This is a genomic window from Corynebacterium uropygiale, assembly GCF_021568315.1.
GTDB lineage: Bacteria > Actinomycetota > Actinomycetes > Mycobacteriales > Mycobacteriaceae > Corynebacterium > Corynebacterium uropygiale.
Map to the genome: position 1 here is coordinate 117,559 of NZ_JAKGSI010000005.1, position 20,658 is coordinate 138,216.

Consider the following 20,658-nt stretch of genomic DNA (forward strand, 5'->3'; position numbering starts at 1 on the left):
CCCGCGTGCAGGGCTGCCCCCGTGGCCGCCTGTGCGCGGGGCTTTCGCGCGTGCAAGGCCAGCACGTGGTCTACAGTCAAGAGCATGCGCTTTGGCATTGACTTTGGCACCACCCGTACCGTCATCGCCGCTGTTGATCGGGGGAATTACCCGGTTCTCAACGTGGCCAACCACCGCGGTGATCCGGAAGAATACATCCCCTCCGTCGTCGCCCTCGACGGCTCCGGACAGCTCCGGGCCGGATGGGAGGCACTTGGCTGCGAGCCGGCACGCCTGGTGCGCAGCTTCAAGAGGCTGCTCTCCTCCGGGCAGGTGACGGCCGAGACGCCCGTCGACATGGGAGAGGAGACGCGTCCGCTCGCGGAGGTGCTCGGGGTCTTTGCCGAGGCCATCGCGCAGAGTATCCGCCGCTACCAGCGCCAGCATGGGGATGACTCGGCGCCGGAGGCCGTCGTCGGCGTGCCGGCGCACGCGCCGAGCGCCCAGCGGCTGCTCACCATGGATGCGCTCACGCGCGCCGGGATCACGGTGCTCGCGCTGGTCAACGAGCCGAGCGCCGCCGCTTTCGAGTACACGCATCGCCACGCGAGCACCCTGAACTCGAAGCGCCGGAGCATCATCGTCTATGACCTGGGCGGCGGCACCTTCGACGTCTCCCTCCTCCGGATCGACGGCCACCGCCACGACGTGCTCGCCTCGCGCGGGATCGCGCGTCTCGGCGGGGATGACTTCGATGAGGTCCTCGCCTCGATCGCCTTGCGCCATGCCCAGCGGGAGGAGGATGCCTTCGGCCGGCGAGCCCGCTGCCGCCTGCTCGACGAGGTGCGCAGCGCGAAGGAGGCGGTGAAGCCGCAGTCGCGTCGGATTGTCGTCGAACTCGGCGAGGAGGACATCATCATCCCTGTGGAGGAGTTCTACGAGGGCATCCGCCCGCTCGTCGAGGAGACCCTGCGCACGATGGAGCCGCTCGTGGGCGCGGAGAACTCCCTGGTGGATACGGATATCGCGGGCGTCTACCTCGTGGGCGGGGCGACGGCGCTGCCGCTGGTCCCCCGCATGGTGCGCGAGCGCTGCGGGCGCCGGGTTCACCGCTCCCCGCTGCCGACGGCCTCCACCGCGGTGGGGCTCGCGATCGCCGCCGACCCCAGCGCCGAGTTCTTCCTCACCGACCGCCGCTCCCGCGGGATCGGGGTCTTCCGCGAGATGGACGCCGGGCAGGCCGTGAGCTTCGACCCCCTCCTCGCCCCGGGTGCGGTGCAGGGCGGGACCCACATCACGCGCCGCTACCGGGCGGCGCACAACATCGGCTGGTTCCGCTTCGTCGAGTACACCGACATGGATGCGGCCTTCACCCCGGGCGACGTGGCGACGCTCGCGGAGGTCGTCGTGCCCTTCGATCCCGCGCTGCGTGGGGCCGACGCCCAGCTCAGCGAGGAGGAGCTCCGCGCCCTGCCGGTGACCCGGACGGATGAGGGGCCGCTCGTCGAGGAGACCCTCAGTATTGATAGTGATGGCATTGCGGAAATCCGCATCGAGCTGCCGGAAGACGGCTGGTCGATGAGCGTGAGCACCGGTTCCGGCCGTGTCCAGGCTCATCGCTAGGATAGGTGCCGTACCTGACGCGGAAAGGACAAAACATTGGGAAAGAACCGGGCAGACGCGTTGCCCTCGTCCTGGGAACCCCAGGCGCATGAGGCTGATATCTACCAGCGATGGGTGGATCGGGGGTACTTCACGGCTGACGTATCGAGTTCGAAGCCGCCCTTCTCCATCGTGCTGCCTCCTCCTAATGTGACTGGCCAGCTGCACATGGGCCACGCCCTGGACCACACGCTGGCGGATGCCCTCGTGCGCCGCAAGCGCATGCAGGGCTATGAGGTCCTCTGGCTTCCCGGCATGGACCACGCGGGTATCGCCACCCAGACGAAGGTGGAGGCGATGCTCAAGGAGACCGAGGGGAAGACCCGCTGGGACTACTCCCGCGAGGATTTCATCGAGAAGGTCTGGGAGTGGAAGCGCAAGTATGGTGGCACCATCACGACGCAGATGCGCGCGATCGGCGACTCCCTCGATTGGTCCCGCGAGCGCTTTACGCTGGATGAGGGCCTGAGCACGGCCGTCCAGACAATCTTCAAGCAGCTCTATGACAAGGGCATGATCTACCGCGCCCACCGGCTGGTGAACTGGTCCCCGGTCCTGGAAACCGCCGTGAGCGACATTGAGGTGGTGTACAAGGACGTCGAGGGCGAGCTTGTGAGCTTCCGCTACGGCTCCATGAACGACGACGAGCCGCACGTCGTCGTGGCCACCACCCGTATCGAGACCATGCTGGGCGATGTTGCCATCGCCGTCCACCCGGATGATGAGCGCTACCGCGACCTCGTGGGCACGGAGCTCCCGCACCCCTTCCGCGAGGACCTCACGCTGAAGGTCATCGCCGATGACTACGTCGACCCCGAGTTCGGCACCGGCGCGGTGAAGATCACCCCGGCCCACGACCCGAATGACTACGCCATGGGACTTCGGCACAACCTCGACATGCCGAGCATCATGGACAAGAAGGGGCGCATCGCGGGGACGGGCACCCGCTTCGACGGGCTCACCCGCGAGGAGGCCCGCACCGCGCTGTGCGAGGCGCTGCGCGAGCAGGGCCGGATCGTCAAGGAGATCCGCCCCTATGTCCACTCGGTGGGGCACTCGGAGCGCTCCGGCGAGGCCATCGAGCCCCGCCTGTCCATGCAGTGGTTCGTCAAGGTGGATGAGCTGGCCCGCATGTCCGGCGACGCCGTCCGTCAGGGCGATACCGTCATCCACCCGAAGGCCCTCGAGCCCCGCTACTTCGACTGGGTCGATGACATGCACGATTGGTGCATCTCCCGCCAGCTGTGGTGGGGGCACCGGATCCCGATCTGGTACGGCCCGGAGGGGGAGGTCGTCTGCGTCGGCCCGGACGAGGAACCCCCGCAGGGCGAGGGCTGGGAGCAGGATCCCGACGTCCTCGACACGTGGTTCTCCTCCGCGCTGTGGCCCTTCTCGACGATGGGCTGGCCGGACTCCACCGCGGATCTCCAGCGCTTCTACCCGACGTCCGTGCTGGTCACGGCCTATGACATCCTCTTCTTCTGGGTTGCCCGCATGATGATGTTCGGCACCTTCGCCGGCACGACGACCCCGGAGATCCTCGGCGAGGCGGCTGAGGGCCGCCCGCAGATCCCGTTCACGGACCTCTACCTCCACGGCCTCGTCCGCGATGAGAAGGGCCGCAAGATGTCGAAGTCCCTGGGCAACGGCATTGACCCGATGGATTGGGTGGAGCGCTTCGGCGCGGACGCCCTCCGCTTCGCCCTGGCCCGCGGCGCGAACCCGGGCGTGGACCTCCCCCTCGGCGAGGACGCCGCCCAGTCCTCCCGCAACTTCGCGACCAAGCTCTTCAACGCCACCCGCTTCGCCCTCATGAACGGCGCGGTGGTGGGCGAGCTCCCGGCCCGGGAGGAACTCAGTGACGCCGACCGCTGGATCCTCGACGAGCTGGAGGCCGTCCGCGCGCAGGTGGACTCCTACCTCGACGACTACCAGTTCGCCAAAGCCAGCGAGGAGCTCTACCAGTTCGTGTGGGGCACCTTCTGCGATTGGTACCTGGAGATCGCGAAGGTCCAGATCCCGCGGGAGCTCGACGCCGCGAGCGAGGCCGAGCGCCGTCGCGGTGAGATCACCCAGGTGGTGCTGGGGCGCGTGCTCAACGTCGTGCTGAAGATGCTCCACCCGGTCATGCCTTTCGTCACCGAGGTGCTGTGGACCGCCCTCACCGGGGAGGAGTCCATCACCATCGCCCCGTGGCCCACCGCGGAGGACACCAACGGCGGCGCCGAGCGCGACGAGCGCGCCGCCCGGCGGATCGCGGACCTGGATAAGCTCGTCACCGAGCTGCGCCGCTTCCGCTCCGACCAGGGGGTCAAGCCCTCCCAGAAGGTGCCGGGCCGGATGGACCTCGGCGCCGTGGACCTCGCCGAGCAGGAGGACCTGCTCCGCTCGCTCGCCCGCATCGAGGAGCCGGGGGAGGGCTTCCAGGAGTCCGCCTCGGTGGAGGTGCGGCTCAGCGAGGGCACGCTGGACGTCGCCGTCGATACCTCTGGCACCGTCGACGTGGCGGCCGAGCGCAAGCGCCTGGAGAAGGACCTCGCGAAGGCGCAGAAGGAGCTGGATACCACCGGCAAGAAGCTGGGGAATGAGAACTTCCTCAGCAAGGCGCCGGAGGCGGTCGTGGAGAAGATTCGCGAGCGCCAGCGCGTGGCCCAGGAAGAATATGATCGCCTGTCGCAGCGACTGGAGGCATTGAACTAGTGCAGGAGAACGTGGAGCTGACGGAGGACGGGCTGAAGCTCAGCCTGGGCAACCTCGAGGCCGAGCGCAACGCCCCGGCCTCCGCGGAGGTCACCGCCGAGGATCTCCGCGAGCTCGTCGCCGTCGAAGCGGAGCTCGATACCCGCTGGCCGGAGACGAAGATCGACCCGACGCTCGAGCGCATGGAGATGCTCATGGACATCCTGGGCTCCCCGCAGCGCGCCTACCCGGCGATCCACGTGGCCGGCACCAACGGGAAGACCTCCGTGGTCCGGATGATCGAGGCGCTCCTGCGCGCCTTCCACCGCCGGACCGGCCGCACCACGAGCCCGCACCTCCAGCTCGTCACCGAGCGCATCGCGATCGACGGCACCCCCATCCACCCGCGGGACTATGTGCGCACGTGGCGGGAGATCACACCCTACGTGGAGATGGTGGATGAGAAGTTCGGGCAGAAGATGTCGAAGTTCGAGGTCCTCACTGCCATCGCCTATGCCGCCTTCGCAGACGCCCCGGTGGACGTCGCCGTCGTCGAGGTAGGGATGGGCGGACGCTGGGACGCGACGAATGTCATCAGCGCCGACGTCGCCGTCATCACTCCCATCGGGCTCGACCACACCGATTACCTGGGCGACACCCTGGCGGAGATCGCCGGGGAGAAGGCCGGGATCATCCACTCCCGGTGGGACACGAGCGACCTGCTCACCCCGCCGGAGAACATCGCCATCATCGCGCAGCAGGAGCCCGAGGCCATGCGCGTCCTCCTTGAGCAGGCGGTGTCCGTCGATGCCGCCGTCGCCCGCGAGGGCGTGGAGTGGGGCGTGGTGAGCTCCCGGGTCGCCGTCGGCGGGCAGCAGCTGGAGCTGCGCGGGCTGGCTGGCGACTACCCGGACATCGTGCTTCCGCTCTCGGGTGAGCACCAGGCGCGCAACGCGGCCCTCGCCCTCGCGGCGGTGGAGGCCTTCTTCGGTGCGGCACCCGGCCACCCGCTGGACCTCAACACGGTGCAGGAGGGCTTCGCCTCTGTCGAGTCCCCGGGGCGCCTCGAGCGCGTCCGCTCGACGCCCACGACCTTCCTCGACGCCGCGCACAACCCCCACGGGGCGCGGGCGCTCGGCGAGGCCATCGAGCGGGACTTCGACTTCAGCCGCCTTATCGGCGTGGTCGCGACGCTCGGTGACAAGGACCACGTGGGCATCCTCAAGGAGCTGGAGTCGCACCTCTCGGAGATTGTGTGCACCCAGAACTCCTCTCCGCGGGCCTTCCCCGCGGAGGAGCTTGCGGAGGAAGCGCGGCTCATCTTCGGGGAGGAGCGCGTCCACGAGGCGCCCTCGCTTCCCGGCGCCATCGAGCTGGCCGTCGAGCTGGCGGAGGATGCCGAGATCCAGTCGGGTTCGGGGATTGTCATCACGGGTTCCGTGGTCACTGCGGGGGAGGCCCGCACGCTGTTCGGAAAGGATCCAGCATGAGGCGCATCGGCGGCTCCAAGAAGGACAAGAAGGACGAGCCCATCGAGTACGGGCCCCTCGGGCCCGGCCACGCCCCCGCGAAAGACCCCATGAAGGGGGTGCGCGGGGTCCAGGCCGGCACGCTCATCATGGAGGCCATCACGGTCTTCCTCGTGCTCACCGTCATCCTGCGGATCGACGAGGGCCACTACTGGACCACCCTGAACCAGGTGTACGTCGGCGTGGTTGGTGGGGCTCACGTGCTCCTCGCCTTCCTTCAGCGCTTCTCCTGGGGGCTGTGGGTGGCCGTGGGGCTGCAGGTCTTTGTGCTGCTGGGCGGGTTGATTGTGCATGCCTCGATGGGGATCGTGGGCATCATCTTTGTGCTCGTCTGGTGGTATCTGCTGCACTTGCGGAGCAACCTCATCGAGCGGATGAAGCGAGGGTTGCTCACCACACAGCACATGTAGCGCGTGGGGCGCAGGCCAGGGCGGGGGAGGGCTGTTAGACTTACCGCCATGACTGAACGCACCCTCATTCTCATTAAGCCGGACGGCGTTGCACACGGCCACATCGGCGAGATCATCAGCCGCATCGAAAAGAAGGGCCTCACGCTCGCGGCGATGGACCTGCGCGTTGCGGACCGCGAGACCGCTGAGAAGCACTACGCGGAGCACAAGGAGAAGCCCTTCTTCGGTGAGCTGGTGGACTTCATCACCTCCGGCCCGCTGGTGGCTGGTGTTGTCGAAGGGGAGCGCGCCATCGAGGCATGGCGTCAGCTCGCCGGCGGCACGGACCCGGTGTCCAAGGCCACCCCGGGCACCATCCGCGGTGACTTTGGCCTGAGCGTGGGCGAGAACGTCGTGCACGGCTCCGACTCCCCGGAGTCCGCGGAGCGCGAGATCGCCATCTGGTTCCCGAACCTCGCCGACTAATCCTCGGCACCCCCGTGAAGGCACCCCTCGAGGGTGCCTTTTCTGCTGCTCAGAGGCCTTCCGCGGGCCACGCATAATGGCACTCAATGTCAATAAGAAATTCTTAAGAAGATTTTAAGGGAAACTCACGCATGAGGCGTGGATCACAATTATGGTGAGGCCATACGAACCATTCACCACTCGCACGGCCACCGTGCGCGAGAGAGAGGATCCACCTCATGACTACCATCCACCCCGGCCCCGAGACCATGCGCGCCGCCACCGTCACCGGCTTCGGCGAGCCCCTCGCCGTCGGCCCCACGGTCCTTCCCCGGCCGGATCGCTACCAGGCCCTCGTTCGCCTCATCGCCTCGGGTGTGTGCCACACCGACGTCCACGCCGCCGACGGCGACTGGCCCGTCCAGCCCGCCCCGCCCTTCATCCCCGGCCACGAGGGTGTCGGGGAGGTGGTAGCCCTGGGCCCCGGGGAGCATCCCGTGAAGGTGGGGGACATCGTCGGGAATGCCTGGCTCTGGTCCGCGTGCGGGACCTGCGAGTTCTGCCGAACGGGCCGCGAAACCATGTGCGAGTCCGCCGAGTACGGCGGCTACACCGTGGACGGCTCCTTCGGCGAGTACATGCTCGTCGATACCCGCTACGCCCCCGTCATCCCGGAGGGCGCGGACCCCGTGGAGGTCGCGCCCATCCTCTGCGCCGGCGTCACCGTGTACAAGGGCCTGAAGAACACGGAGGTCCGCCCCGGACAGTGGGTGGTGATCTCCGGTGTGGGCGGGCTGGGGCACGTGGCCGTCCAGTACGCCACGGCCATGGGCATGCGGGTGATTGCCCTCGACGTCCGGCAGGAGGCCTTGCACCTGGCGCAGTCGCTGGGGGCGGAGGCTGTCGTTGACGCCTCGGAGGAGGGGCTCGACGTCGGGGAGCGGGTCCGGGAGATCACGGGAGGTGGAGCCCACGGCGTGCTCGTGACGGCGGTACACCGCTCGGCGTTTGGGCAGGCCATCGACATGGCGCGGCGCGGCGGCACGATCGTCTTCAACGGGCTGCCGCCGGGAGAATTCCCCGCTCCCATCTTCGACATCGTGTTTAAACAATTGAGCATCCGCGGCTCGCTTGTCGGGACACGTCAGGACATGGAGGAGGCGTTGGACTTTTATGCGCGCGGCCTCGTCAAACCCAGGGTGAGCACGTGCGAGTTGGAGGACATCAACGACGTCTTCCGTCGGCTCGTGGATGGCAAAGTCGATGGGAGGGTGGCCATCTCCTATCGCTAGCCCGTATCCTCCGGTGCCCCCGCGTCCTGGCCGCTGCGCCAGGTGCGGGGATGTGCTTCTCCTCCCTTTTTTCGGGGTGGGGGCGATGCGACGCCACGGCCTCGGGTGCGTCTATGCGACAATGGGACACGGCGTATACGCCTCATAGACCTAGAAACCTGAACACAATGGCCGGTGCGGGAGCCCACTCGTGTGGCGGCGGCGAAGCGGAAGAGACGCTCGCCAGCGCCCGGGTGGAGCGCCCCCGGCTTCGCATAAGAGGAGCAGCCTGTGGCTGAACAGTCTCGTTCGCGGCGTCGCCGCGCAACGCAGAAGAAGAATACGAAGAAGACGACGACGTCCGCGGCGCCCACCGCGCCGGAGAACGCGGAGGCCACGAACAACGCGGAGGTGCCGGAGAACGTGAAGCTCGCCGCCGAGTTTGATCGTTCGGAGCTGCCGGAGAAGATCCGCGTCCACGCTCTGGCGAAGCGGCTCAAGATGACCTCGAAGGACATGGTCCTCGCCCTGGAGACCGTGGGGCTCGTCAAGGTGGCCATGTCCACGCTGTCCGTCGAGGAGGCCGGCCGCGTCCTCGATCACCTGGCCCAGCAGGCCGACGTCCCCGAGGAGGAGAAGACCCCCGAGGAAGAACCGCTGGAGAAGATCCGCCACCGCGTCGAGAAGAACGTGGCCAACGAGATCCACCAGATCGAGGAGAAGGTGGAGCGGGAGCTCGCCGAATCGGATCTCGTCCCGCCGCCCACCCCGCCGCAGCACCAGGAGGAAGCGGCCTCCTACCCGGTGTTCATGGCGCCGAGCCCCGTCGAGCCCGAGGACACCAGCGCCGAGGGGGAGGAGTCCGGCTTCGAGGAGAACGAGGATGCGGAGTCCGCGGAGGGATCCTCGCGGCCGCGTCGTCGTCGGACCCGCCGGAGCACCTCGAAGAACCGCTCCACCGGGAAGGATGCGCGCAAGGAGCGCCAGCAGAAGAGCGATAAGGGCGACAAGAATGACAAGCACGAGAAGCGGGAGAAGAAGGAGGAGGTCGAGCACGTCGACGAGCCCGTCGCGCTGCGCGGCTCCACCCGCCTCGAAGCCCAGCGCCGCCGCCGCTCGGAGATGCGCGACGCGGGCCGCCGCCACCTGCTCAGCCAGAAGGAATTCCTCGAGCGTCGCGAGGCCGTCGAGCGCACCATGATCGTCCGCGAGCGGCAGCGTCACGACGGCCACCCGGGCCGCGTCACGCAGATCGCTGTGCTGGAGGACGGGAAGCTCGTCGAGCACTTCGTGACCTCCGAGGAGCAGGCCTCGATGATTGGGAACATCTACCTCGGCCGCGTGCAGAACGTGCTGCCGAGCATGGAGGCCGCGTTCATCGACATCGGAGTGGGCCGCAATGGTGTGCTCTACGCGGGTGAGGTGGACTGGCGTGGGGCCGGCCTCGGCGGGCGTCAGCGCCGCATCGAGCAGGCTCTGCACAATGGCGACCAGGTCCTTGTCCAGGTGACCAAGGATCCCATCGGGCAGAAGGGCGCGCGGCTGAGCACGCACATCTCCCTCGCGGGCCGCTACCTCGTGTACGTCCCCAAGGGCCGAAACGCCGGCATCTCCCGCAAGCTGCCGACCACGGAGCGCCGCCGCCTGAAGGACATCCTCCAGCGCGTCGTCCCCGAGGACGGCGGGGCCATCATCCGCACGGCCGCGGAGGGCGTGGACGAGGAGGCCATCGCCGCCGACGTCCACCGCCTCCACGAGCGCTGGGAGCAGATCGAGAAGCGCACCCAGAAGGAGAAGAACTCCAAGGGCGCCAAGCCCGTCACGATGTACGAGGAGCCGGACGTCCTCATCAAGGTCGTCCGCGACCTCTTCAACGAGGACTTCAGCACCCTCATTATCGACGGCGATCGCTCCTGGAACCGCGTCCACGCCTATGTCACCTCGGTGGCGCCGGACCTCGCGGATCGGCTCGTCCACTTCCGCTCCTCCGAACACGACGGCAAGGATGCCTTCGCGCACCACGCCATCGATGAGCAGATCGAGCAGGGCCTCGCCCGCACCGTGCCGCTGCCCTCGGGCGGCAGCCTCGTCATCGACCGCACCGAAGCGATGACCGTCATCGACGTCAACACGGGCCGCTACACCGGCAGCGGCGGGAACCTCGAGGAGTCCGTCACCCGGAACAACATCGAGGCCGCCGAGGAGATCGTTCGCCAGCTGCGCCTTCGCGACATCGGCGGCATGATCGTCATCGACTTCATCGACATGGTGCTGCCCGAGAACCGCGACCTCGTGCTCCGCAAGCTCACCGAGGCCCTCGCCCTCGACCGCAGCCGCCACCAGGTCAGCGAGGTCACCTCCCTGGGCCTCGTGCAGCTCACCCGCAAGCGGGTCGGCACCGGCCTCCTGGAAACCTTCACCACGCAGTGCGAATGCTGCGAGGGCCGCGGCATCCTCGTCCACCAGGATCCCGTCGATCACGCCGAGGAGAAGGCGGAGAAGGCCGCCTCGAAGTCGCGCCGCGGCCGCAAGGATCCGTCCCAGCACCCGACGGTCGCCGCCATGCACCGCCAGCGCGATGCCGAAACCGAGGACTCCGCGTCCCCCGAGGGGCTCGACGTCGAGTCCCCGGAATCCGCCGCAGAGTCCGAGGCCACGAGCATCGAGGACCTGGCGGCTGCCGTCGTCAAGGAGGACATCGAGGACGCGGAGGAGTACGGCCCGCGCCGTCGCCGTCGTTCCTCCCGCCGGGGCGGACGAGGCCGCAGCCGTGGTCGGGGCCGCGCCCAGGAGGAGCCGAAGGAGCAGGACTCCGCGGAGGATACGGCCGCGGAGGAAGACGCCCAGAACGCTGCCCAGAACGCTGCCCCGGCGCAGAGCTACGAGGAGGCCCTGGCTGCCTTCGAGGCCTCGCCACGGCGCAAGCGGAAGACCCGCGGGAACTCACGCTCGGATCACCGGCCCACGCCCGAGGACTTCGAGCCGGCGCCCGCCGAGGAGCCCACGCCCGACAACCGGGAGGCCGAGGTGCGCGAGGAGCACGATGAGCACCGGCAGCGCCCGCGCCGCGCGCAGCGGAAGCGTGGCTCGGGGCGGCAGGCCCGCGAGGAGCACCGGCCCAAGGAGCGCGAGGATGCGCAGGCCCAGGATGCGCCGGAGGCATCCGAGGCTCCGGAGGCTGTCGCCGAGTACGAGACCGAAGTCACCGTGCAGCAGTCCCGGCGTGGCCGCCGCCGCGCCGTCCGACGGGCCCGCGTGGCCGCGCGGCAGGAGCGTGCGGAGAAGCGTGCCGGGCGTCGGGCCGGCGGGAAGGCTACGGAGGCGAAGCAGGAGAAGGCGACGGAAAGCCAGGCGCCCCGTCGCTCCGAGCACGGCTCGGGACGTGGCCGCCGTCGCGCGGTCCGACGCATGAGCCGGCGCCGCTGACGGTGAGGCGGGCCGGCGCTGCTCGCGGGCCCGCCCTGCCGCATGGCAGGGGTGCTTACCCCCGGCGAACTGCCGAGTTGATATTCCTGCTCCCAGGGGTGTAGGCTTTGACAGTCGCAGCCTTGGTCTACCCGTGGTGGGTGTGGTGCCAGGGCTGAATGAAATCAGTACCTGTCCTTTCAGGCAGCTGGGGTGCCGGCCGCCTGAGTCGAGTTTAGATAAGGGGTAACCCTCCTATGTACGCGATCGTCAAGACCGGCGGAAAGCAGTACAAGGTTGCCGAAGGTGACCTCGTCAAGGTCGAGAAGATCGAGGGTGAGCCGGGTTCGTCCGTGGCTCTCACCCCGGTTCTGCTCGTCGATGGCGCCGATGTTAAGTCCACCGCGGATCAGCTTTCTGGCGTCAGCGTTGACGCTGAGATCGTCGAGCACGTCAAAGGGCCGAAGATCCGTGGTATGCACTACAAGAACAAGACCGGTTACAAGCGTCGCTGGGGTCACCGTCAGCCGCTGACCGTCGTGAAGATCACCGGTATCAAGTAAGGCTTTCAGCCCCGAGTTTCCTTTAAGGGAGGGACAACAGACATGGCACACAAAAAGGGTGCATCCAGCTCCAGCAATGGTCGCGATTCCGAGGCGAAGCGCCTGGGAGTCAAGCGCTTCGGTGGTCAGCAGGTGAAGGCCGGGGAGATCCTGGTCCGCCAGCGTGGCACCAAGTTCCACCCCGGTGAGAACGTTGGCCGTGGTGGGGACGACACGCTGTTCGCCCTCAAGCCGGGCGCAGTGAAGTTCTCCATCAAGCGCAACCGCCGCATGGTGAACATCGTGGAGAACGAGCCCGTCGAGGCCTAAGACTCCGCAGCATTCTCGACAGAGCACAGCTCCTTGCTACGTTGACAGCGTGACGAGGGGATGTGCTCTTTTCTTATCTCGTTTCCTCTCTCGGCCTTTCTCGGTCTCTCTCGCCCCACACCCAACCTCAAATCCAAGGAGAGTGGTTCTTCGACCATGGCCCGTTTCATCGACCGCGTGGTTCTGCATCTCACCGCTGGCGACGGCGGCCATGGCTGCGCCTCCGTCCACCGCGAAAAGTTCAAGCCCCTGGGCGGCCCCGACGGCGGCAACGGCGGCCACGGCGGCGACATCATCCTCGAGGTGTCCACCCAGATCCACACCCTGCTGGACTTCCACTTCCGCCCGCACATCAAGGCCGAGCGTGGCGGCAACGGCGCAGGCGATCACCGCAATGGCAAGCGCGGCGAGGACCTCATCCTCCCCGTCCCGGTGGGCACTGTCGTGCTCACCGAGCAGGGCGAAACGCTCGCCGACCTCACCGTGCCCGGCACCCGATTCATCGCGGCGAACGGTGGCTTCGGCGGGCTGGGGAACGCGGCGCTCGCCTCGAAGCACCGTAAGGCCCCGGGCTTTGCGCTCAAGGGCGAGCCGGGGGAGCAGAAGGACCTCGTCCTCGAACTGAAGTCCATGGCTGACGTCGGCCTGCTCGGCTTCCCCTCGGCGGGGAAGTCCTCCCTCATCTCGGTGCTCTCCGCCGCGCGCCCCAAGATCGGGGATTATCCCTTCACCACGCTGCAGCCGAACCTGGGCGTCGTCAATGTGGGTCATGAGAGCTTCACCATCGCCGACGTGCCCGGCCTCATCCCCGGGGCCAGCGAGGGCAAGGGCCTGGGGCTCGACTTCCTCCGCCACATCGAGCGCACCGCGGTGCTCGTCCACGTCGTCGACTGCGCGACCCTCGAGTCCGGCCGCGACCCCATGAGCGACATCGACGCCCTGGAGACGGAGCTCGCCGCCTACCAGTCCGCGCTCGACGAGGACACAGGCCTCGGTGACCTGCGGGAACGCCCGAGGGTCATCGTGCTCAACAAGGCGGACGTCCCGGACGCGGAGGAGCTCGCGGAGTTCGTCAAGGAGGACCTGGAGGAGAAGTACGGCTGGCCCGTGTTCATCATCTCCGCGGTAGCCCGGCGGGGCCTGGACCCCCTCGTGTATAAGCTGCTCGAGATCGTGCAGAAGGCCCGCAAGGAGAGGCCCGTCGTGAAATCTGATGCCGGGCATACTATTATTCGGCCCCGTGCCGTGGACGCCCGCGGCGAAGGCCACGATTTCGAGGTGCACCCGGACCCGGAGATTCCGGATGGGTTCATCGTCACGGGGAGGAAGCCGGAGCGCTGGATCCTCCAGACGGACTTCGAGAACGACGAGGCTGTGGGCTACCTCGGGGACCGGCTGAACAAGCTGGGCGTGGAAGACGCCCTGTTCGCCGCCGGCGCGCAGGAGGGCTGCACCGTGAGCATCGGGGACATCACCTTCGAGTGGGAGCCCATGACCGCCGCCGGGGGAGAGGTGCCCCTCTCCGGCCGAGGAACCGATGCCCGCCTGGAACGCACAGGCCGCCGCAGCGCCGCAGAGCGCAAGCGCGCCTCGCAGGCGCGTCGAGGACTCATCGACGAATACGACTTTGGCGACGGGGAAGAAGCCCGCCGCGATCGTTGGGAAGGATAAGATTCTTTGTGAACAATCCAGACTTTCTCCCTCAGCACCCCTATGGCGCCGCCGAGGCGGAAACCCCCGAGTTTCCCAGCGCCGGAGTGCCCACCCCCTCGGTGGAGGCCGCCGACGGCAGCCTCCCGGGGTTGAGAGAGCAGCTGGCTTCAGCAAAGCGCATTGTGGTGAAGATCGGTTCCTCCTCGCTGACGGATGAGAACCACCGGGCGGACCCCCGACGGATTGACCGCTTTGTCGACGCCTTCCAGGCTCGCATGGCGCGGGGGACGGACATCATCATCGTCTCCTCCGGCGCGGTGGCCGCAGGCATGGCGCCGCTGGGACTGCAGTCCCGCCCCCAGGACCTGGCCACCAAGCAGGCGGCGGCGGCCGTCGGCCAGGTGCACCTGGCCCACCACTGGGCGGCCTCCTTCGCTCGCTATCACCGCACCATCGGGCAGGTGCTGCTCACCGCCTCGGACGCGGGCATCCGCTCGCGGGCGCGCAACGCCCAGCGCACCCTGGGACGCCTGCAGAAGATGCGGGTGGTGCCCATCGTGAATGAGAATGACACCGTCTCTACCTCGGAGTTCCACTTCGGGGACAATGACCGCCTGGCGGCGCTCGTCGCGCACCTCGTGCGGGCGGATGCGCTCGTGCTCCTCTCGGACGTGGATGGGCTCTATGATCGCAACCCGGCGGACCCCGAGGCCCGCTTCATCCCCGAGGTCCGCACCGGACACGATCTCAAGGGCGTGATCGCCGGCGACGGCGGCAAGGTGGGAACAGGAGGCATGGCCTCCAAGGTGGCCTCGGCGCGGCTGGCGGCGCGTGGTGGCGTGCCCGTGCTGCTCGCTGCGGCGGAGAACGTGGGTCCGGCCCTTGACGATGCCTCGGTGGGCACCGTCTTCCACCCGCGCGGGGACCGGATCTCCGCGTGGAAGTTCTGGGCCCTCCACGCGGCGGACTCCTCCGGTGTGCTGCGCATCGACCAGGGTGCGATGGACGCCGTGACCTCCGGCGGGCACTCGCTGCTCGCGGTGGGCATCACCTCCGTGGAGGGGGAGTTCCGGGTGGGCGATATCGTCGACATCACTGGCCCGGAGGGGCAGAGCGTCGGCCGCGGCGAGGTGCGCTTTGATGCCGCTGAGCTGCGCGAACTCATTGGTAAGCGGACGGAGGATCTGCCGGAGGGCCGGCAGCGTTCCGTCGTCCACGCGGATTACCTCTCGCACTACGCCAGCAGGCTCTAATACCCCCGCCGGCTATCATGACTCCCATGTCTAGCGCCGATATTTCTTCTCTCCGCCAGAACCTCCCCGCCGAGGTTGACGTCCTCACCGAGCCGGAGGCCATGGCCCCCTTCCTCCGGGACTCCGCCCAGGTGCCGGATTCCGTCGAGACGGAGATGCCTGCCGCGGTCATCGTGCCGCGCTCGACGGAGCACGTCTCGACGATCCTCGCCTTCGCCCACGAGCACGAGATGCCCGTGAGCATCTGGTCGGCAGGCACGGGGCTGGCCGGCGGCGCGCTGCCCTATGAGGGCGGCCTCGTCATCGCGATGCACAAGATGAACCGCATCCTCGGGATTGATGCCGACGCCCGCCTCGCCGTCGTGGAGGCCGGGGTGATCGTGGAGGACCTCGACGCCGAGGCCCGCACCCACGGGCTCTTCTATGCCCCGGACCCGGCCAGTTCCTCCCGGGCCACCGTCGGCGGAACCATCGCCACGAACGCCGGCGGGCTGCGCTGCATCGCCTATGGCACGACGGCCGATCACGTCGCCGCGCTCACCGTGGTGCTGGCCGATGGCTCCGTGATCCGCACCGGCGGGCGCACGATCAAGAACGCCACGGGCCTCAACCTCACGCAGCTGTTCGTCGGCTCGGAGGGAACCCTGGGCGTCATCACCGAGGCCACCGTGTGGCTGACCCCCGTCCCGCAGGGGGAGCCGGAGACCTTCCTCGCGAGCTTCGATGACATCGAGGACGCCGGCCGCGCCGTCGTGAAGATGGTGCGTTCCAGTGCGGACCTCGAGGTGCTGGAGCTCCTCGACGCCACCGTGGTCCGCTGGGTGGAGGAAGACAACCAGGCAGGCTTCCCGCTGCCGCAGGCGGCGCTCATCATCGGCATGGCGGTGGGGGAGAACGCCCACCGGAGCATCGACATCGCCTGCGAGTGCGCAGAGCAGGAGGGCGCGCAGGAGGTGCGCCGCCAGCCCGGCGACGGGCTCATGGCCGCCCGCAAGCTCTCCCTGCCGGCGCTGCAGAAGCGCGCCGTGTGGGTCCAGGGGGACACTGGCGTGCCCGTGCCGCGCCTGCCGGAGCTCATCAGCCGCATCGAGCAGATCGCGGCGGAGGAGAAGCACCAGGTGCGCATCGTCGCGCACGTCGGTGACGGCAACCTCCACCCCATGATCGAGGTCGTCGACGGCGATTGGGAGACCGCCCAGCACGTGACCGACCGCATCACGGCGGCCGCCATCGAGCTGGAGGGCGTGATCTCGGGCGAGCATGGGATCGGGATCTACAAGCACCACGAGCTGCCCATGCAGTTCGACGAGGCCACCATGGCCGCGCAGCACGCGGTGAAGAAGGCCCTCGACCCGAAGGGGATTTTGAGCCCCGGCCGCGCGATCTAGCGCGGGGCGCCGGCGCTGTGCTGGCGCCGGTGCCGCCCCCGGGCGCCGACCCCTAGGTGAAGCGCAGGGCGTAGTGCTCGGGGCGGACCCAGCCGATGCGCTCGAACAGGGCGCTGAACACGAACGCGAAGAGTAGCGGCAGGACCACCCAGCAGAGGGCCACGATGCCGACGTTGGAGAGGGTCCAGCCCCACTCCGGGTCGTTGAGCGCGGCGAGGGGGCCAGCCAGGCCCGTGATCCCGAATCCGGTGGACACGGGCGTCCCCTTCACCCCGAAGGCGCCGCCGATGGCGCCGAGTAGCGCCGCGTTGGTGAGCAGCGGGGCCATCGCCTTCGGGTGGGCGAACATGTTCGCCATCTGCACCTTGGGGCTGCCCACGATGTGAATGATGCTGTTCGCGAAGCCGTTGGCCTTCCACCCGGCCACCATGAGGCCCATGCCCGCGGCGACGCAGCCGAGGTTGCCCGTTCCCGCCGCGATCCCGTCCATGAAGATCGCCGTCGCGATGCCCACGGTGGAGATGGGGGAGACGATGAGCGCGGCAAAGAGGGTGGAGAGGATGAGGCCCATGAGGATAGGCTGGAGCGTCGTCGTCCCATTGATGAGCTGCCCGAGCCACAGGGTGAAGATCTTCACCACGGGGTAGGTGACGAAGGCGCCGATGCTGCCCACGATGAGCACGGTGAGCGTCGAGAGCAGGAGGATCGTATAATTCCCCAGCCTCTCGCCGATGAGCAGCACCATCCCCACTGCGAGCGCCGCCGTGAGGCCACTGTTGATGACGAGGCCCGTGCCCTTGAAGGTGAAGGCTCCGCCCTCGGCCGGGGAGGCCACGCCCGAGCCGAGGAGCGCGCAGATTCCCACCACGGCCGTCTGGATGGGGGTGAGGCGGAATTGCACGGCCACGAGGATGCCGATCATCACCGGCAGCAGCGTGGAGGCCAGATTGACGAGGGAAATGATGGGCTGACCTGCGGGGAAGATGGGCAGGAGGGCCTTGAGGAGCTCCCCGAGCAGCGCCTGGGGAACAAGAGTCACGACGACGGCCAGCGAAATGCCGTTGAGGACTTTCATCGTGAACTGGCCGGCGCTCATGCGCTCGGCCTCGGGGCTCGCAGTGGAGGTCACGAGACGTCTCTTTTCTATTTCTTAGCTAACGTGAGAAAAATTAATGTTTCTGGTGTTTAGCCTACCGCCGGGGGTAGACGCGCCCGGAGGCGGGGAGGCCTCGTGCCCTAGGATGCAAGGGGGCCCGGCGCGGTGCCGCGCGGCCCACACCCTGGACAGGAGGAAAGGCAGCGAGATGAAGTTTTCCATGTACCCCCGCGCGTGGGAGAGCACGGTCCGCGAGCTGGTCGACGCCGGCCACGAGTACATCGAGTCCCCCGAGGATCACCTCCCCGAGGGCATCGATTTCCTCGTCTTCAACGGCAGCGGCGAGCAGTGCCCGGAGTTCCCCGCCTCCCTGCGCTATGTCCAGACCTGCTTCGCGGGTCTCGACGGCCTCCTCGACGCCGGCAAGCTCACCGACTCCGTCCGCTGGGCGAATGCCAAGGGGCTTTTCGCGCCGACGGTCGCGGAGTCCACGGTGGGGCTCATCCTGGGCCTCTACCACATGCACAAGGTGGTCACGCGGGCCGCGTCCTGGTCGGTGAACGAGCGCATGGACGCGGAGACCACCTGGCTCTATGACAACAAGACGGTGGCGATCATCGGCGCGGGCGGGATCGGCGAGGAACTCATCCGTCTGCTCCGGCCCTTCGGGCCGCGGATCATCGCGGTGACCTCCTCGGGCCGTGAGGTGGACTCGGCGGATGAGAGCGTGCGCATCGACCGCGCGACGGAGGAGGGCGTGTGGGCCCGGGCGGATATCGTCGTGCTTCTTGCGCCGCTGACCGAGAGCACCCGCGGCATGGTGAACGCGGAGACCCTCCGGAAGATGAAGAAGGAGGCCATCCTCGTCAACGTGGGGCGCGGTGGCCTCGTCGTGACGGATGACCTCGTGGATGCGCTGCGGGCGGGGGAGATCGCGGGGGCCGCGCTCGATGTGACGGACCCCGAGCCGCTGCCGGACGGGCACCCCCTGTGGGAGATGGAGCAGGTGCTCATCACCCCGCATACCGCGAACACCCGGGAGCGGATGACCGTCCTCATGGGCGGGCTCGCCGTGAAGAACGCCGCGGCCTTCGAGCGCGGGGAGACCATGCCCACCGAGGTGGACGTGGCCCGGGGCTACTAGGCCCCGCCCTTAGGCCCGCTCCATCTCCTGGAGCACCTCGCTGCTGAGGTTCGGGTCATCCCCGAGGTGGCCGGAAGTCTCGTCCGGGTGGCGCAGCATGTGGACGACGGCTAGTGCCAGCCCACCCCAGATGACGAGGCAGAATAGGGTCATCATGACGATGGCGATGCCGGTCATTTCTTCTCCTCCTTGGTGGTCGCGGCGGTGTCGTCGAGCTCAATGGCCTGCTTGGGGGGCCGGGCCTCGAGTTTGCGCGCGGTGCGCACGCCGAAGTCCGAGCCGGGCGGACCGGCGAGGAATTGCTCGCCGCGCCAGGGGATGATCGTCATGATCATGGAGCCGATGAAGATGACCGCCAGCACGGCCCAGCCGAAGAGCACCACCTGCCCGGCGGTGTAGCCGCCATAGGGGGTGTCGACGAGCGTGATGATCTCCTGGAAGAGCATGACGAAGAGGACGACGGGGGTGAGGTTGGCGACGCAGATCCGCCAGATGTTGCCCACGCGGAAGGAAGATACCGCGTTGAGGTGAAGGGCCAGCTCCTCGGTGCGGTGGAGGAGCCAGTCGACCACGACGATCGCGATGATGGCCACCGCCACGATACCCACCGAGTTGGTGAACTTATCCATGATGTCGAGGCTCACCAGGCCGCTCGTCGTCGGGAACAGAATGAGGGCGATGACGGCCATGACGCCGCCGATCCCCAGCACCGCGTTCGAGCGGGAGAGGTTGAACTTATCCTGCGCGGCGCCCACAACCACCTCGAGCAGCGACATGAGCGAGGTAATGCCCGCGATGAAGAGGGAGAGGAGGAAGAGGAAGCCGAAGGCGCCGCCGAGGAAGCCGCCCATCTGGGAGATGACGGTGGGGAAGGCGACGAAGGCCAGGCCGATCCCGGAGGTCGCGACCTCCTTGATGGGCACCCCCGACTGCATGGCCATAAAGCCCAGCGTGGAGAAGACGCCCACGCCGGCGAGCACCTCGAAGGAGGAATTCGCGAAGGCCGTCACAAGGCCCGTGCCGGTGAGGTTGGAGCGCGGCTTGAGGTAGGAGGAGTAGGTGAGCATGATGCCGAAGGCCACGGACAGGGAGAAGAAGATCTGCCCATAGGCGGAGAGCCACACCGTCGGGTTCTTCAGCGCCGACCAGTCCGGGGTGAAGAGGGCGTTGAGGCCCTCGGCCGCCCCGTCGAGGGTGAGAGAGAAGATGACGACGATGATAAAGAGCACCGCCAGCAGCGGGATGAAGATCTTCGAGACGATACCGATACCCCGGTCCACGCCCGCCACGAGGATGCCGATGACGAGCACCCACACCACGAGCAGTGCGATCGTGATCGGCCACACGAAGTCCAGGGTCATGAGGTGCGAGGCATCCATCCGGAGGAAGTCGTTGAAGAAGTAGCTGTCGGCGTCGTCCCCCCACGGCTGGGAGAGAGACTTGAACGCATAGAGCAGCGCCCACCCCACGATGACGGAGTAGTAGATGGTGATGAAGAAGGCGACGCCCGTCTGGATCCAGCCCACCGGCTCCGCCCAGGAGCGCAAGCGGTGGAAGGACTTGGGCGCCGAGCCGCGGAAGCGGTGGCCGATCGCGTAGTCGAAGAAGAGAAGCGGAATGCCCGCTGTGAGCAGTGCCACGATGTAGGGTACGAGAAAGGCGCCTCCGCCGGAGTCATAAGCGACGTAGGGGAAGCGCCAGATGTTGCCCAGCCCCACCGCCGATCCGATGGCCGCGAAGAGGAACGCGGCTCGGCTGGAAAACACCTCCCGGCCGGGCTGTTGGTTGGTGTCAGACATGGGGGTCACCCTTCACTCTGAGAATGCCTGTCAAATGGTAGAAAATAAATTAGCACTTGCTGAGAAAATGGGGA

At 67.8% G+C, this 20,658-nt stretch carries 16 protein-coding genes; 13 read left to right on the forward strand and 3 right to left on the reverse strand.

Going from position 1 to position 20,658, the window contains the following annotated elements; all coding sequences use genetic code 11:
- Positions 1–84 precede the first annotated feature (84 nt).
- From L1O03_RS10090 to L1O03_RS10145, 12 genes are all read left to right on the forward strand, one after another.
- Positions 85–1,602, forward strand: coding sequence for an Hsp70 family protein (locus L1O03_RS10090; RefSeq protein ID WP_236119650.1), 1,518 nt, complete (start codon positions 85–87; stop codon positions 1,600–1,602).
- A 36-nt stretch (positions 1,603–1,638) separates the two neighbouring features.
- On the forward strand, positions 1,639–4,341 hold the full coding sequence (locus L1O03_RS10095; RefSeq protein ID WP_236119651.1) for a valine--tRNA ligase: 2,703 nt from the start codon (positions 1,639–1,641) through the stop codon (positions 4,339–4,341).
- Positions 4,341–5,810 (forward strand): bifunctional tetrahydrofolate synthase/dihydrofolate synthase, encoded by a 1,470-nt coding sequence (gene folC / locus L1O03_RS10100; RefSeq protein ID WP_338026155.1) that lies wholly within the window; start codon positions 4,341–4,343, stop codon positions 5,808–5,810. The genes L1O03_RS10095 and folC overlap by 1 nt, the downstream gene beginning before the upstream one ends.
- Positions 5,807–6,259: a DUF4233 domain-containing protein gene (locus L1O03_RS10105; protein WP_236119652.1), complete on the forward strand. Its 453-nt coding sequence runs from the start codon at positions 5,807–5,809 to the stop codon at positions 6,257–6,259. The genes folC and L1O03_RS10105 overlap by 4 nt, the downstream gene beginning before the upstream one ends.
- Before the next feature lie 48 nt (positions 6,260–6,307).
- Complete coding sequence (gene ndk, locus L1O03_RS10110) at positions 6,308–6,724, forward strand: nucleoside-diphosphate kinase (protein ID WP_236119653.1); 417 nt, start codon at positions 6,308–6,310, stop codon at positions 6,722–6,724.
- Between the two features lie 218 nt (positions 6,725–6,942).
- A complete protein-coding gene (locus L1O03_RS10115; RefSeq protein WP_420830330.1) occupies positions 6,943–7,995 on the forward strand; it encodes a zinc-dependent alcohol dehydrogenase in 1,053 nt (350 codons plus the stop codon).
- 390 nt (positions 7,996–8,385) lie between these two features.
- A complete protein-coding gene (locus tag L1O03_RS10120; protein ID WP_420830332.1) occupies positions 8,386–11,400 on the forward strand; it encodes a translation initiation factor IF-2 N-terminal domain-containing protein in 3,015 nt (1,004 codons plus the stop codon).
- 236 nt (positions 11,401–11,636) lie between these two features.
- Positions 11,637–11,942: a 50S ribosomal protein L21 gene (gene rplU / locus L1O03_RS10125; protein ID WP_187974100.1), complete on the forward strand. Its 306-nt coding sequence runs from the start codon at positions 11,637–11,639 to the stop codon at positions 11,940–11,942.
- Between the two features lie 42 nt (positions 11,943–11,984).
- The gene (gene rpmA / locus L1O03_RS10130; RefSeq protein ID WP_236119655.1) at positions 11,985–12,251 is read left to right on the forward strand and encodes a 50S ribosomal protein L27; all 267 of its coding nucleotides are present in this window, start codon (positions 11,985–11,987) and stop codon (positions 12,249–12,251) included.
- Positions 12,252–12,407: 156 nt separating this feature from the next.
- Positions 12,408–13,922, forward strand: a complete 1,515-nt coding sequence (gene obgE / locus L1O03_RS10135) for a GTPase ObgE (RefSeq protein ID WP_236119656.1) — start codon at positions 12,408–12,410, stop codon at positions 13,920–13,922.
- 131 nt (positions 13,923–14,053) lie between these two features.
- Positions 14,054–15,157 (forward strand): glutamate 5-kinase, encoded by a 1,104-nt coding sequence (proB, locus tag L1O03_RS10140; RefSeq protein WP_268914282.1) that lies wholly within the window; start codon positions 14,054–14,056, stop codon positions 15,155–15,157.
- A gap of 26 nt (positions 15,158–15,183) precedes the next feature.
- The gene (locus tag L1O03_RS10145; RefSeq protein WP_236119657.1) at positions 15,184–16,545 is read left to right on the forward strand and encodes an FAD-binding oxidoreductase; all 1,362 of its coding nucleotides are present in this window, start codon (positions 15,184–15,186) and stop codon (positions 16,543–16,545) included.
- Between the two features lie 52 nt (positions 16,546–16,597).
- Here the strand turns inward: L1O03_RS10145 and L1O03_RS10150 are convergent, their stop codons facing one another.
- The gene (locus L1O03_RS10150) at positions 16,598–17,620 is read right to left on the reverse strand and encodes a PTS sugar transporter subunit IIC (protein ID WP_420830333.1); all 1,023 of its coding nucleotides are present in this window, start codon (positions 17,618–17,620) and stop codon (positions 16,598–16,600) included.
- A 229-nt stretch (positions 17,621–17,849) separates the two neighbouring features.
- On the opposite strand from L1O03_RS10150, the gene L1O03_RS10155 reads away from it, so the two are divergent.
- On the forward strand, positions 17,850–18,785 hold the full coding sequence (locus L1O03_RS10155; RefSeq protein WP_236119658.1) for a D-isomer specific 2-hydroxyacid dehydrogenase family protein: 936 nt from the start codon (positions 17,850–17,852) through the stop codon (positions 18,783–18,785).
- 9 nt (positions 18,786–18,794) lie between these two features.
- Here the strand turns inward: L1O03_RS10155 and metS are convergent, their stop codons facing one another.
- Together metS and L1O03_RS10165 are read right to left on the reverse strand one after the other, a co-directional pair.
- Entirely contained in the window at positions 18,795–18,962 is a 168-nt protein-coding gene (gene metS, locus L1O03_RS10160; RefSeq protein ID WP_236119659.1) for a methionine/alanine import NSS transporter subunit MetS, read from the reverse strand.
- Entirely contained in the window at positions 18,959–20,584 is a 1,626-nt protein-coding gene (locus L1O03_RS10165) for a sodium-dependent transporter (protein WP_236119660.1), read from the reverse strand. The genes metS and L1O03_RS10165 overlap by 4 nt, the downstream gene beginning before the upstream one ends.
- Between the last annotated feature and the right edge of the window lie 74 nt (positions 20,585–20,658).

What these genes read in the sequence shown, in the direction of transcription:
- L1O03_RS10145 (WP_236119657.1), top strand. Translation starts at nt 15,184, where the DNA reads ATGTCTAGCGCCGATATTTCTTCTCTCCGCCAGAACCTCCCCGCCGAG.
- L1O03_RS10165 (WP_236119660.1), bottom strand. Translation starts at nt 20,584, where the DNA reads ATGTCTGACACCAACCAACAGCCCGGCCGGGAGGTGTTTTCCAGCCGA.
- obgE (WP_236119656.1), top strand. Translation starts at nt 12,408, where the DNA reads ATGGCCCGTTTCATCGACCGCGTGGTTCTGCATCTCACCGCTGGCGAC.
- L1O03_RS10090 (WP_236119650.1), top strand. Translation starts at nt 85, where the DNA reads ATGCGCTTTGGCATTGACTTTGGCACCACCCGTACCGTCATCGCCGCT.
- L1O03_RS10155 (WP_236119658.1), top strand. Translation starts at nt 17,850, where the DNA reads ATGAAGTTTTCCATGTACCCCCGCGCGTGGGAGAGCACGGTCCGCGAG.
- L1O03_RS10115 (WP_420830330.1), top strand. Translation starts at nt 6,943, where the DNA reads ATGACTACCATCCACCCCGGCCCCGAGACCATGCGCGCCGCCACCGTC.
- ndk (WP_236119653.1), top strand. Translation starts at nt 6,308, where the DNA reads ATGACTGAACGCACCCTCATTCTCATTAAGCCGGACGGCGTTGCACAC.
- rpmA (WP_236119655.1), top strand. Translation starts at nt 11,985, where the DNA reads ATGGCACACAAAAAGGGTGCATCCAGCTCCAGCAATGGTCGCGATTCC.
- metS (WP_236119659.1), bottom strand. Translation starts at nt 18,962, where the DNA reads ATGACCGGCATCGCCATCGTCATGATGACCCTATTCTGCCTCGTCATC.
- L1O03_RS10105 (WP_236119652.1), top strand. Translation starts at nt 5,807, where the DNA reads ATGAGGCGCATCGGCGGCTCCAAGAAGGACAAGAAGGACGAGCCCATC.
- L1O03_RS10150 (WP_420830333.1), bottom strand. Translation starts at nt 17,620, where the DNA reads ATGAAAGTCCTCAACGGCATTTCGCTGGCCGTCGTCGTGACTCTTGTT.
- rplU (WP_187974100.1), top strand. Translation starts at nt 11,637, where the DNA reads ATGTACGCGATCGTCAAGACCGGCGGAAAGCAGTACAAGGTTGCCGAA.